Annotated in this window: 10 protein-coding genes; all 10 read left to right on the top strand. The window is 46.6% G+C overall.

Annotation, left to right across the window (positions count from 1 at the left end; genetic code table 11):
• Positions 1 to 24: 24 nt before the first annotated feature.
• The 10 genes from mnmA (at position 25) to rbsK (ending at position 12,601) form a co-directional block, all read left to right on the top strand.
• Complete coding sequence (mnmA, locus tag DCM90_RS00295; protein ID WP_109249364.1) at positions 25 to 1,152, top strand: tRNA 2-thiouridine(34) synthase MnmA; 1,128 nt, start codon at positions 25 to 27, stop codon at positions 1,150 to 1,152.
• A gap of 205 nt (positions 1,153 to 1,357) precedes the next feature.
• Positions 1,358 to 2,020 carry a histidine phosphatase family protein gene (locus DCM90_RS00300; RefSeq protein ID WP_109249365.1) on the top strand — a complete coding sequence of 221 codons (663 nt, stop codon included), beginning with the start codon at positions 1,358 to 1,360 and terminating at the stop codon, positions 2,018 to 2,020.
• Between the two features lie 12 nt (positions 2,021 to 2,032).
• On the top strand, positions 2,033 to 2,698 hold the full coding sequence (locus DCM90_RS00305; protein ID WP_109249366.1) for a tetratricopeptide repeat protein: 666 nt from the start codon (positions 2,033 to 2,035) through the stop codon (positions 2,696 to 2,698).
• 24 nt (positions 2,699 to 2,722) lie between these two features.
• Entirely contained in the window at positions 2,723 to 5,227 is a 2,505-nt protein-coding gene (gene recD2 / locus DCM90_RS00310; protein WP_109249817.1) for an SF1B family DNA helicase RecD2, read from the top strand.
• Between the two features lie 146 nt (positions 5,228 to 5,373).
• Positions 5,374 to 6,357: a ribose-phosphate diphosphokinase gene (locus tag DCM90_RS00315; RefSeq protein ID WP_109249367.1), complete on the top strand. Its 984-nt coding sequence runs from the start codon at positions 5,374 to 5,376 to the stop codon at positions 6,355 to 6,357.
• Between the two features lie 166 nt (positions 6,358 to 6,523).
• Positions 6,524 to 8,173, top strand: coding sequence for a peptide ABC transporter substrate-binding protein (locus DCM90_RS00320; RefSeq protein WP_109249368.1), 1,650 nt, complete (start codon positions 6,524 to 6,526; stop codon positions 8,171 to 8,173).
• 239 nt (positions 8,174 to 8,412) lie between these two features.
• Positions 8,413 to 9,339, top strand: coding sequence for an N-acetylmuramic acid 6-phosphate etherase (gene murQ / locus DCM90_RS00325; protein ID WP_109249369.1), 927 nt, complete (start codon positions 8,413 to 8,415; stop codon positions 9,337 to 9,339).
• A gap of 72 nt (positions 9,340 to 9,411) precedes the next feature.
• Positions 9,412 to 10,401 (top strand): aldo/keto reductase, encoded by a 990-nt coding sequence (locus DCM90_RS00330; RefSeq protein WP_109249370.1) that lies wholly within the window; start codon positions 9,412 to 9,414, stop codon positions 10,399 to 10,401.
• Between the two features lie 113 nt (positions 10,402 to 10,514).
• Positions 10,515 to 11,522, top strand: a complete 1,008-nt coding sequence (gene rbsR / locus DCM90_RS00335) for a ribose utilization transcriptional repressor RbsR (RefSeq protein ID WP_109249371.1) — start codon at positions 10,515 to 10,517, stop codon at positions 11,520 to 11,522.
• A 155-nt stretch (positions 11,523 to 11,677) separates the two neighbouring features.
• Entirely contained in the window at positions 11,678 to 12,601 is a 924-nt protein-coding gene (rbsK, locus tag DCM90_RS00340) for a ribokinase (RefSeq protein ID WP_109249372.1), read from the top strand.
• Positions 12,602 to 12,611: the final 10 nt, after the last annotated feature.

Below are 12,611 nucleotides of genomic sequence, written 5' to 3' on the forward strand. Positions count from 1 at the left end.
TCTTACAGAAATGATGGTGATACCATGCAGGATAACAGCAATACTCGGGTCGTTGTTGGAATGAGTGGTGGCGTAGACTCTTCTGTCGTCGCCTTGCGGCTGAAGCAGCAGGGGTACGATGTCGTTGGGGTATTCATGAAAAATTGGGATGATACCGACGAAAACGGGGTTTGTACGGCCACGGAGGATTACAAAGATGTCGCAAAGGTTGCGTCACAAATTGGAATTCCTTACTACTCAGTCAACTTTGAAAAAGAGTACTGGGATCGTGTATTTACGTACTTCTTAGCGGAGTACAAGAAAGATCGGACACCTAATCCGGACGTTATTTGTAACAAGGAAATTAAGTTCCGGGCGTTTATGGATTACGTGATGGACTTAGGTGCCGACTACTATGCTACGGGTCATTACGCCCAACTTCAGCGTGATGAAGCGGGGCACATGCATTTAATGCGGGCCGTTGACCAGAACAAGGACCAAACTTACTTCCTGAGTCAGCTAGACAAGGATCAATTGGACCGGGTCATGTTTCCCATTGGGGATTTGACTAAGCCTGAGGTCCGTCAGATGGCGCAGGATGCAGGACTGGTAACCGCCGATAAGAAGGACTCCGTTGGAATTTGTTTTATTGGTGAAAAGGGTCAGTTCAAGGACTTCTTAGCCCAGTACTTACCGGCTCAACCGGGTCAGATGATGACGCTAGATGGTGAAGTGAAGGGCGAGCACGCTGGCCTGATGTACTACACGATTGGACAGCGGCGAGGCTTAGGTATTGGCGGCGATCAGGAAAGTAATGAGCCGTGGTTTGTCATTGGGAAGGATCTTGAGAAGAACGTCCTTTATGTGGGACGGGGATACGAGAATCCTAACCTCTATGCGACCCACTTGGATGCCTCTGACATTCACTGGGTTAACGATCTTGATCGGGGTCAGGACTTCCACGTGACAGCTAAGTTCCGGTACCGGCAAAAGGATGTCGGAGTCGCAGTTCATTTGAGCGATGACCGGCAAAAAGTAACGGTGACGTTTGATGAACCTGCTCGGGCAATTACGCCGGGTCAGGCCGTTGTCTTCTACGATGGCGCAGAGTGCTTAGGAAGTGCCATTATTGATGCGGCTTACAATAAAGACCGGGAACTGCAATTAGTTTAGATGGCTGATTGCTAGATTCTCAACGTTAAAAGAAACCCAGTACCTTCGGACATTCAGTCGAAGGTACTGGGTTTCTTACTTAGTTAATCGATGAGATAGAGATCCGGTAAAAAGGTGACCGCCGTTTTGAATTTTAACCCTAAAACTGGCATAATAGATGAAGATTATTTGAACCCGTCACTGGGAAACTAAGGGAGTGCTAAAGTTGAAACTTTACTTTATTCGTCATGGTAAGACGCAGTGGAACTTAGAGTCCCGGTATCAAGGGTCCGGGGGAGATTCTCCCTTGCTTCCCGAAAGCTTTCAGCAAATGGACGAAATTGGGGACTTTTTAAAGTCAACGCCGTTTGCCCATATTTATTCGAGTCCAATTAAGCGGGCTCGAATTACCGCGGGCCGAATTAAGCAACGAATTGATCAACCTCAGGTGCCCTTGACCCTGATGAACCGATTGCAAGAATTTGATCTCGGCCAGATGGAAGGAAAGACGTTTGCGGAAGTTGAGCGACGGTTTCCTAAGGCCTTTGACGCATTTCGAAATCATCCCGATCAGTATCAGGCCGCTGAAGTTGGGGGCGAGAGTTTTACCGACGTCATTCACCGGATGACACCGGGGATTCAACAAATTATTGCGGCTAATCCCGGCGAGACTGATAACGTGATGGTTGTGAGTCACGGGGCAGCCCTGAATGCAGAAATTAACGCACTTCTCGGCGTCCCGCTGGCGGAGTTAAGAAAGCGGGGCGGCCTAAGTAATACTAGTTTAACCGTTTTAGAAACCGTTGATAACGGGAAAACATTTACGTTAAACGTTTGGAATGAGACCGGCTTTTTACGGGCTCAGCCAACGAAGACAGACACCATTTAGGCAGGCGAAAAAATGAGTGATACACACGAACAAGAAGACCAAATGAATCAGGCCCTTCATGAATTGGTTTTAGCGATTGATCAGGAACCAACTAATTGGCACCACTACTACGATCTGGGGACACTCCTAGTTCAAGTTAAAAGTTACGCTCAGGCAGAAGAATTATTTATGAAGGCCCTGGGCATGTTTGATCAGGACGAAGAGGCTAAAAATGCCTTGATTTATGGTTTAGGGAACGTTTACTACGCGGCAGAAGAATTTGACAAAGCAATCCGCCAATTTCAGCAGATAAAAGACCAAAACTTACAGTCGGATGCGTATATGATGTTAGCCCAAAGTTATATGGCACAGGGTAACCATAAACAAGCCCTAGTTTTTGCACTAACGGCGCAGGCTCACCGCCAGCAGGACGCTGAGGCCAATCAACTCGTTGCTGATAATTTATTGGCCCTCGGTCATAATCAAGAGGCAGCGGATTTTTACGACCGGGTGTTAACCGTGGACCCACAAAATGGCAAAGCCAACTTTGATCGGGGAATTACGGCGATGGTGTTAGGCGAACCCTTTGAGGCCTACTTTAAGATGGCTGAACAAACGGATCCCCAGTATTTTGAAGCGGGTCAACAACGATTAGCAGAGATTGAACGGTTCTTACAGGCAAAGGACGGTCGGAAATAGAGGAGGGTAAATGTGGCAGAATCCATGGATTTATTTGCTGAGGACTCAGTAAACCAAGAACCAACGGCAGATACGGTGACCGGAAAAATTTCTGCCATTTTTTTCAGCAGCCCCGACAGTTTTTATAAGGTTTTGCTGGTTAAGGTGTCGGAAACTAGCTTAGATTGGCATGAAGACGAACTCGTAGTGACTGGGAACTTTGCGGACGTTAAAGAGGAAGTCACGTATACCTTTACGGGAAAAAAGGTGGATCACCCTAAGTACGGCACTCAATTCCAGGCGCAAAACTATCAAGCTGCGGTCCCAACCTCTAGATCTGGCCTTATTTCGTATTTATCCGGGGATGAGTTTCCCGGGGTCGGAAAGAAAACGGCCGAGCGAATTGTTGATCTTTTAGGCCTAGATGCGATTGATGAGATTTTAAGTAACCCCCAGGTGTTAGCGCCCTTAAACCTGAAGGCCCCCACGCAAAAAATGATTGTGGAAACCCTGCAGGCAAATAACGGGATGGAACAGATAATTATTGGGTTGAACGGCTACGGATTTGGGAGTCAACTGGCCGCAGCCATTTACGATAAGTATCAGGGTAAGACGTTAGACGTCATTCATGAAAATCCCTACCAGCTTGCGGAAGATATTGACCATATTAGCTTTAAACGGGCCGATCAAATTGCCAAGGACCTGGGGTTTCAAGATACAGCTCCCGAACGAATTCGCGCAGGCTTGCTGCAAACCCTAACGGATCTATCGATGGCCAACGGGGATATCTATACCAGTGCGAAGCCCCTGATGAATCAAACGCTGGGACTGTTAGAATCCGCACGGCCAACCCAAATCGCCCCTGATGCGGTGGCCACTCAGCTCATTGAATTGGCTAAGGAGCAGAAGGTCGTCGGGGATCAGGACCGAATCTACCTGAAGAAATTATACGATGCCGAGTGGGGCATTGCGGAACACCTTAACCGCCTATTAAAGGATATCCCCGAACAGACACAACGGTACTCCCCGGACGCGATTGACAAACAGATTCGGATAGTTGAAAAGCAACTGGGAATTACCTATGATGACTCGCAAAAGCAGGCGCTATCGGCGGCCATTAGCTCCCAGGTTTTTCTGCTGACTGGGGGGCCGGGAACCGGAAAAACGACGATCATTCGGGGCCTGGTCGCCTTATTTGCCAAATTACATGGGGTGTCACTAGACGTCAACGAATATAAGGACCAACCCTTCCCCGTGCTACTTGCAGCCCCAACCGGTCGGGCCGCAAAACGAATGAGCGAGACGACGAACTTACCGGCCAGTACCATCCACCGGTTACTCGGACTAACGGGCCGTGAAAAAAATGAAGCGGAAGCAACAACGAACGACTTAGAGGGCGGACTGTTGATCATCGACGAAATGTCGATGGTGGACGTTTTTCTGTTTCGCTCCCTTTTAAAGGCAATTCCAAGCGGTATGCAGGTGATATTGGTGGGCGATAAAGACCAACTACCGTCCGTTGGGCCAGGGCAAGTCTTTTCGGATTTATTGGCCTCCAAGTCGGTGCCCGCCATTGAACTCTCGACCATTTATCGGCAGGGTGACGGTTCCTCAATTATTCCCTTAGCCCACGCAATTAAGGAGGGGCAGTTACCGGCTGATTTTAGTATGAACCAACGGGATCGGTCGTTTATTTCGTGTAATTTAAACCAAATCGAACCCGTTATTCGCCAAATTATTGAACGGGCAAAGGCTAAGGGCTTTACGGCTCAGCAGATTCAAGTCTTAGCCCCGATTTATCGGGGGGCCGCTGGGATTAACCGGTTAAATGCCGTTATCCAAGAGATTATGAACCCATTAACTTCGCCCCGCCAAAAGGACGTCTTATTCCATGACCAACACTTTCGGATTGGTGATAAGGTTTTACACCTAGTAAATAGTCCCGAAAATAACGTGTTTAACGGGGATATTGGTCAGGTGGTCGGAATCGAGTTGGCTAAGGATAAGGGCAACAAGGATAAAACGGATAAGCTTACCATTGCATTTGAACAAACGGAAGTCACCTATAGCCGGAATGACTGGAATCGTTTAACGCTGGCCTACTGCATGTCGATTCATAAATCGCAGGGTTCCGAGTTTACCATGGTGATCCTTCCAATGGTCATGCAGTATTCCCGAATGTTACAGCGAAACTTACTTTATACCGCAATTACGCGGGCCTCGCAAATGTTGATTATGCTAGGTGATCAGCAGGCCTTTCAGGCTAGCGTCGACAACGTCTCGATTAACCGGAAGACGACGTTGCGGCAGCGGCTAGCCCAGGTTATTCAGGGGCAGGCTCCTACTGAAACTAACGGGGCATTAGCGGCAAACGAACAAGAAATTACTCAGGATGAACCCATCCAGGCAACTGAACCAGATCCTGAAATTACGGCGGAGGGACCCAAAATTTTAACGGCGGACCTGATCTTAAGCCAACGGATTGATCCAATGATCGGAATGAGTAATATTAAACCAAGTGATTTTATGACGCCGGCCGGTCGTGATTAAATAAATTTTAGTGGGTTAAACCGTTCTGTTATAGCGGTTGGATCCGATTTCATTTAATTGGTGAGCGCGACCGTTACTTGCGATTTTTTTTAATAATTGTAATAATATGAGTATTATTGTTGACGAAAAGGAACCAGGAGGCCGTCATGGACGAAAAAACCGAGGGTAGCGAACTAAAACTGTTCGCGTTGAATTCAAATATGCCACTTGCTGAAAAAATTGCTAAGGCAGCGGGAATTCCATTAGGGAAGCGGACCGTTAAACATTTTAGCGACGGAGAAATTCAGATTAAGATTGATGAAAGTATTCGTGGGGCCGATGTGTTTGTCATTCAATCCGTTTCAGATCCCGTTAATACTAATTTAATGGAATTGCTCATCTTTATTGATGCTGCACGGCGGGCAAGCGCTAGAACGATTAACGTTGTGATGCCCTACTACGGATATTCCCGTGCTGACCGGAAGGCGCGGTCTAGAGAACCCATTACCGCTAAGTTAGTTGCGACGATTATGGAAAAGGATGGGGTAGACCGGTTAATTACGCTTGACTTACATGCGGCGCAATTACAAGGATTCTTCGATATTCCGGTAGACCATTTACAGAGCCTTGCCTTACTAGCTCAATACTTTGTTAACCATAACCAAAGCCAAGACCTCGTGATTGTTGCACCCGACCATGCTGGGGTTTCACGGGCTCGTGAATTAGCCGGACTGCTGGATGCACCCATCGCAATTATTGATAATCGTGATGAAAATGAAAGTCGGACTCAGGCGGAAGCTGTGATTGGTGACGTTAAGGGAAAGACGGCAATTTTAACGGACGATATCATTGATACCGGAATGCGGATGGCCGCTTCGGCTGAAACCCTCAAAAATGCGGGTGCGAATGATATCTATGCGATGGCAACCCACGCTGTTTTTTCAGCGGGAGCTACCGAACGCCTACAGAATTCACCACTGACCAACGTGTTAGTGACGGATACCATTCCCGTCCCCGAGGATAAACAGTTTGAGAAACTTCAGATTGTTTCCGTTGGTGAGTTATTTGGCCGAGCAATTGACCTGATTTACCATGACGAACCAGTGGATTCCCTCTTTCAAAAGATGGTTGATAAATCAATTAAGAAGTAACTCATTATTGTAAATAAAGGGTTGTACTTACGGAGAGATGATACTCTGAGGGTACAACCCTTTATTTACGTTTTTTTAAGGTTTACGGCGGAAATATCAGGGTGAGCATGGTAAAATAAGCGTAGTGATTTTACTTTTTGTAAGTATGGGAAAGGGAGAGGTTAAGATGAGTCGGTTAAAGCGGATAATAACGGTTGGGACGGTTGCACTAGCAGCGGTAGTCCTAGCGGCTTGCTCCAATCAGTCATCAAAAAACGGGGAGAGTCATCAGTTAAGCGACAAACAGGTATTAAATCTATCCACAACGTCTGAAGTAACCAGTATGGATATCTCCAAGGCTGCTGATTCAATTAGTTTAACCCAGTTGTATCACACCCAAGAGGGGTTGTATCGACTAGGGAAAAAGGAAAAGGTTGAAAATGCTTTAGCGACCAGCACGAAGGTCAGTTCCGATGGTAAAACCTACACGTTTACCCTTCGGAAAAACAATAAGTGGAATGATGGTAGGCCAGTAACGGCCAAGGACTTCGTTTATTCTTGGCGGCGAACCGTAAATCCTAAGACCGCTAGTAGCTACGCTTACCTATTTGACGGCGTTAAAAACTATGGTGCCATTCAAAAGGGCACGATGAATCCAGATACTTTAGGGATTAAGGCCGTTGGTAACGACAAGTTAGTGGTCACACTAGAAAAACCGGTCCCTTATTTCAAGCTGTTACTGGCCTTTCCGGTGTTCTTTCCTCAGGAACAATCAGCCGTGGAAAAGTACGGCAGCAAGAATGGGTTGTCCAGTGAAACGACGGCTTACGATGGTCCATTTACCATGAAAAATTGGACGGGAACGAACGATAACTGGAAACTAGCCAAGAACTCAAACTATTGGGATAAGAAGGGGGTTCATCTAAATGCCATTAACCTAGAAGTGGTTAAGGATGCCTCAACTGGGCTTAACTTATACCAGTCAGGTAAGTTAGACTCAACGCCGCTCTCCGGAACTCAAATTCCGTCGTTAAAGAATAACCCTGATATGAAAACTTATGTGGGCGGGTCAACGGTCTACCTGCAATTTAACCAAAAGAAGGTTGATGCCTTTAAGAACGTGAAGATTCGGCAGGCCCTAAGTCTGGCCATCAATAAGGAGTCGCTCGCTAAAAATGTTCTCCGGAACGGCTCAAAGGCGCCCCTCGGGTTTGTTTCAGAAAACTTTTTCCAAAATCCCAAGACGAAGACGGATTTTGCTAAGGACGCCTACGTTAAGGATGGGGTATCATATGATTTAGCTAAGGCTAAAACTTTGCTGAAGACTGGGCTTAAGGAAAGTGGCAAATCGTCACTCTCCTTTGACTTATTGACGGACAATACCGACGTTGATAAAACAACCGCGCAGTACGTTCAATCCCAACTGCAGAAGTTGCCTAACGTTAAGGTAAACATTGTGGATACGACTTACAAGACCCGGTTAGCCCGTTCAACCTCGGGCGACTTTGATATGGTCCTTTCCAGTTGGGGCGCCGATTTTGCTGACCCCATTAACTTCTTGGATTTAATGCAGAAGGGCAACAGCAACAACGCCGGCGACTTTAACGATTCAACTTATAATCAGTTGTTGGATAAGGCCGAGGGTGAGGATGCCAATAATAAGGACGCTCGCTATACCGATCTGGTTAACGCTGAAAAACAGTTAATGAACCAGCAGGGATTAATTCCCCTCTATCAGCCAGCAACGGTGGAAATGTGGAATCAGCACGTTAAGGGCTACATTTGGAATCCAGCCGGGATGAGTCGTGACTGGAAGTCAATTTATATCACCAAGTAAATAACGGTGTAAGCGGAAGCGAAGGCTTCCGCTTTTTTTTGTTGGTTGGCAATAATCTCCCAACGGAATGAGAGAATAATGATAATTTAGAATGATTTTCGGGCGGGGGACAAAATTTAATTGAAAAATGTGCAAAATAATGGTATACCTAAAGTAGTTAATGAAAGCGAATACATAACTGCTGGGCTGGGAAATAAGTCCTATCAGACCAGTTATTTTTGATTAGGAGGTAAGTTAAAATGAAGATTGATGATCTTTTAACGGAACAACGGAATCACCGATCAACTCACATTGACCGGGAAACGACGCTTGAAATGGTTTCTACCATGAATCATGAAGACCAACGGGTTGCAAGAGCAGTTCAAAAACAACTCCCACAAATTGCGGACGCGATTGATGCGGCTTACCCTAAATTTGACAACGGGGGACGCATAATTTACATTGGCGCCGGGACATCCGGCCGATTAGGGGTCATGGATGCAACTGAGCTCGTACCCACGTACGGCTTAGCTGATGATCAGACGTTTGGGCTGATCGCTGGTGGTTCAGAAGCCATGGATCATACCGTTCAAGATGCGGAAGACTCAGAGGAACTGGCGGAACAGGACCTTCAAAAAATTAAGTTAACGGATCAGGACATTTTAATTGCTATGGCAGCCAGTGGGCAGACCCCGTATACCGTTGCGGGCCTAAAGTATGCTGGTCAGGTAGGAACATTACGAATTGGTTTTTCCTGTGTGGCTGAAAGCCCAATTGAACAGAATTGCGACTATCCCATTACTCCCGTTGTTGGACCGGAAGTGATTACTGGTGCCACCCTAATGAAGGCGGGAACGGCTGAAAAAATGGTATTAAATATGCTTTCAACGGGAATTATGATTAAATCGGGTAAGGTCTATCAGAATTTGATGATTAACGTCGTTCCAACCAATGAGAAGACCTTTGACCGGGCGAAACGTATTATCGCTGAGGCCACCCAAACCACGCCGCTGGTAGCAGAGCGTGCCCTTCATCGGGTCAATAATGATGTCCCCTTAGCTATTGTGCTGATTGAAACCAAGGGGACCATTGCAGAAGCCAGAAAAATGTTAGCGGCGGCCGGGGGGCGGGTCAGTTTAGCCGTTAAGCTCAGCCATGAAGCCCAACAGGTGCCAGCCAGTCATTAACCTTTCTTGACGCAAGCTGCGATGTCTTATAAAATTTAGCTGTATCTATTAATCACGAGGAGTGTTGTTGAAATGTATTCTGCAGATGAAAATCGTTACAACAAAATCCCCATCCGACGCGCAGGCAATACGGGCTTTCAGTTACCCGCCATTTCGTTTGGGATGTGGCATGGGTTTGGCGATACCGCCAACTATGCGGCGACCCGAACGATTTTATTGCACGCGTTTGATGCTGGAATCTTTAGTTTTGATTTAGCGGCCAACTACGGTCCGGGTTCCGGTGCAGCTGAAAAACTATTCGGGGAAGTTTATGCCTCTGATTTAAAACCCTACCGGGATGAATTAGTCATTTCGACTAAGGCCGGTTACCACATGTGGCCAGGGCCTTACGGGGAAATGAGTTCACGTAAAACCTTAGTTGCCTCACTTGATCGAAGTTTAATCAACATGGGGTTAGACTACGTTGATATCTATTATAGTCACCGTCCCGATCCTAACACCGCGCCCGAGGAGACTGCCCAGGCTTTGGACCATGTGGTTCGGCAAGGCAAGGCTTTGTATGCGGGGATCTCTAACTACGATGCTAAGCAAACGGCCGCAATGGTTAAAGTTTTCCGGGAATTAAAAACGCCGTTTGTCATTAATCAGGTTTCCTATAATATGCTGAACCGTAGCGTTGAGGAAGACGGATTACTGACTGAACTCCGAAACGATAACGTTGGCATGATGGCTTATGGACCACTTGCTGAGGGACTGTTGACGGATAAATATTTAACCGGCGTTCCACAAGATTTTCCACTTCACTTTACCAGCAAGTATCTGCTAGATGGCGGCACTGAAGCCCTAACGAAAAAAATTAATGAGTTAAACCAAATTGCGGAGGGGCGGAACCAAACTCTGTCCCAGATGGCGATGGCGTGGTTGCTGCATGATCCCGTTGTCACCAGTGTGATTACCGGGACGACCAATCCAGATCATCTGGATGATAATCTTAAGGCACTCGATAACCTTAACTTTACTCAGGATGAATTGGACGCAATTGATAAGATCGTTCAAGGATAAACATAATCGGGGAGCTTTCGACAGGTTTTTGTCGGATGCTCTTTTTCTTTGCCTAATAGGTGACGTATAATAAACGTTAAGTAATGATAATTGATGACATGGAGAGATGAGAAATGGCAGGGAAAGTAACCATTCGGGATGTGGCCGCAATTGCCGGCGTATCGGTAACAACCGTTTCACAAATTTTAAATGGGAAGGGGGAACGATTTACACCCGAGACTCAGGAGCGGGTGAAGCAGGCTCAACAAAACTTAGGGTATGTGCCTAATTACAACGCTAGAAACCTGGTTTCCCAGTCCACAAGGACCATTGGGGTTCTTGTGCCAGACTTGAGTAACGCTTTTTTTACGTCCTTTATTCGGGGAATTCAAACCCGTGCAAAGGTCGATCAATTCGTTCCGCTAATTTTAGAGACGAATCGGAATGAAGAGTTAGAACGGGATTACGTCCAGGAACTCGTTCAGAGAACGGCCAACGGAATTATTATTTCGAGTGCGGCAATTACATCGGATACGATTGATAACTTATTAAAGCCTAATCATATTCCTTACATATTATTTGATCAAAATACGTTAACAAGTGGTGATCGGGTTGATATTAATGAACATGAGGGTGGGCGATTAGCCGCACAACACCTCATTGAACTCGGGCACCGGCAAGTCGCCATTATGATGCCTAAGCAGGCAACGCTAAATATTCAGGCCCGTTACACCGGTTTTTGTGCGGAATTTCAAAAGATTGGCGAACTACCCAAGACAGTCCTGTCTGATATGACACCTCAGGCAGGATACTCAGCTGCTGATACGGTTCGAAAACTCGGGGTTTCCGCTGTCTTTGCCATTAATGATGAAATGGCAATTGGCCTGATGAAGGGGCTAAAGGACGCCAAAGTATCGGTTCCTGAACAGGTTTCTGTCATTGGCTATGACGATGTTGAAATGGGCGCCTACGTTACACCAATGCTCACAACCATTCACCAGCCGATTTACGAGATGGGAGTCGAGGCGGCTAAACTTCTGGTGGATCGGATTCATCAACCGGACGCTCCCTATGAATCTTTGATGCTGCCCGTTTCGCTGGTCGTTCGGCAGAGTACTCGTCGACGAGAAATAAGTGACTAAATTCACGAAAAGGGGTTGAATGCCCTTTCAAAATATGATATGATTTCAAACGTTGCCAAAAGTGAAACCTATTTTACAGGTAGGTTTTTATTTTTTGGCCATCTTGTAAAACGTTTTACAAGATGTTAACAGGTTAAATTTTAGGAGGAATCCATATGACAAATCGTGTAACTGTTCTTGGAAGTTTAAACGTAGATACAATTTTACAAATTGAACGAAATCCAAAACCCGGTGAAACACTTTCAGCCAATGAAAAATCAAACGCTGCGGGGGGGAAGGGAGCGAATCAAGCCGTTGCTGCCGTCCGTGCCGGTGCCAAAACGGCCTTTATTGGTAAGGTTGGCCAAGATGGCGAAGGCGAAATGATGATTAACGCCTTAAAGGTTGACGGAATCGATACGGCTGCAATTGCTGTTGATGCGAAGGCGGGGACGGGGAGTGCCACGATCCTGCTGGATTCAAACGGGCAAAACAGTATCTTAGTGTACGGTGGTGCCAACCAACGGGTAACCGAGACTGAGGTTTCGGCTGCCGAGCAAACCATTGCGGCATCGGATTTTTTGATTACGCAGTTTGAGACGCCTCAGGAGACGGCTAAGGTGGCCTTTGAAACGGCCAAGAAGAACGGTGTCGTTACTATTTTAAACCCAGCACCGGCAACGACGATCGATTCCGAGCTCTTGAGTTTAACGGACTTAGTCATCCCTAACGAAACTGAAAGTGCCTTATTAACGGGAATTGATGTAACGGATGAAGCTTCAATGGACGAAAATGCCGCTAAGTTCCGTGAAATGGGGGCTAAGAACCTGATTATTACCGTTGGTGATAAGGGAGCCTACTACAATACGGAGAATGCCGGCCATGGGTTTGTGCCAGCCTTTAAGGTAAAGGCCGTTGATACAACCGCTGCCGGGGATACGTTTATCGGAGCCCTTAGTTCGCAGTTAAACCCCGATTTGAGTAACGTTGAAGAAGCTTTAACGTTTGCACAACGAGCTAGTTCGCTTACCGTTCAACGACTTGGAGCAATGCCATCGATCCCAACAATTGCTGAAGTTAAGGAAGCTAATCACCAATAAGGAGGACCAC

The sequence above is a fragment of the Levilactobacillus bambusae genome, assembly GCF_003124125.1.
GTDB lineage: Bacteria > Bacillota > Bacilli > Lactobacillales > Lactobacillaceae > Levilactobacillus > Levilactobacillus bambusae.

Coding starts and splice junctions, on each gene's coding strand:
- mnmA (WP_109249364.1), top strand. CDS start 25: ATGCAGGATAACAGCAATACTCGGGTCGTTGTTGGAATGAGTGGTGGC.
- DCM90_RS00305 (WP_109249366.1), top strand. CDS start 2,033: ATGAGTGATACACACGAACAAGAAGACCAAATGAATCAGGCCCTTCAT.
- recD2 (WP_109249817.1), top strand. CDS start 2,723: ATGGATTTATTTGCTGAGGACTCAGTAAACCAAGAACCAACGGCAGAT.
- DCM90_RS00315 (WP_109249367.1), top strand. CDS start 5,374: ATGGACGAAAAAACCGAGGGTAGCGAACTAAAACTGTTCGCGTTGAAT.
- DCM90_RS00320 (WP_109249368.1), top strand. CDS start 6,524: ATGAGTCGGTTAAAGCGGATAATAACGGTTGGGACGGTTGCACTAGCA.
- murQ (WP_109249369.1), top strand. CDS start 8,413: ATGAAGATTGATGATCTTTTAACGGAACAACGGAATCACCGATCAACT.
- DCM90_RS00330 (WP_109249370.1), top strand. CDS start 9,412: ATGTATTCTGCAGATGAAAATCGTTACAACAAAATCCCCATCCGACGC.
- rbsR (WP_109249371.1), top strand. CDS start 10,515: ATGGCAGGGAAAGTAACCATTCGGGATGTGGCCGCAATTGCCGGCGTA.
- rbsK (WP_109249372.1), top strand. CDS start 11,678: ATGACAAATCGTGTAACTGTTCTTGGAAGTTTAAACGTAGATACAATT.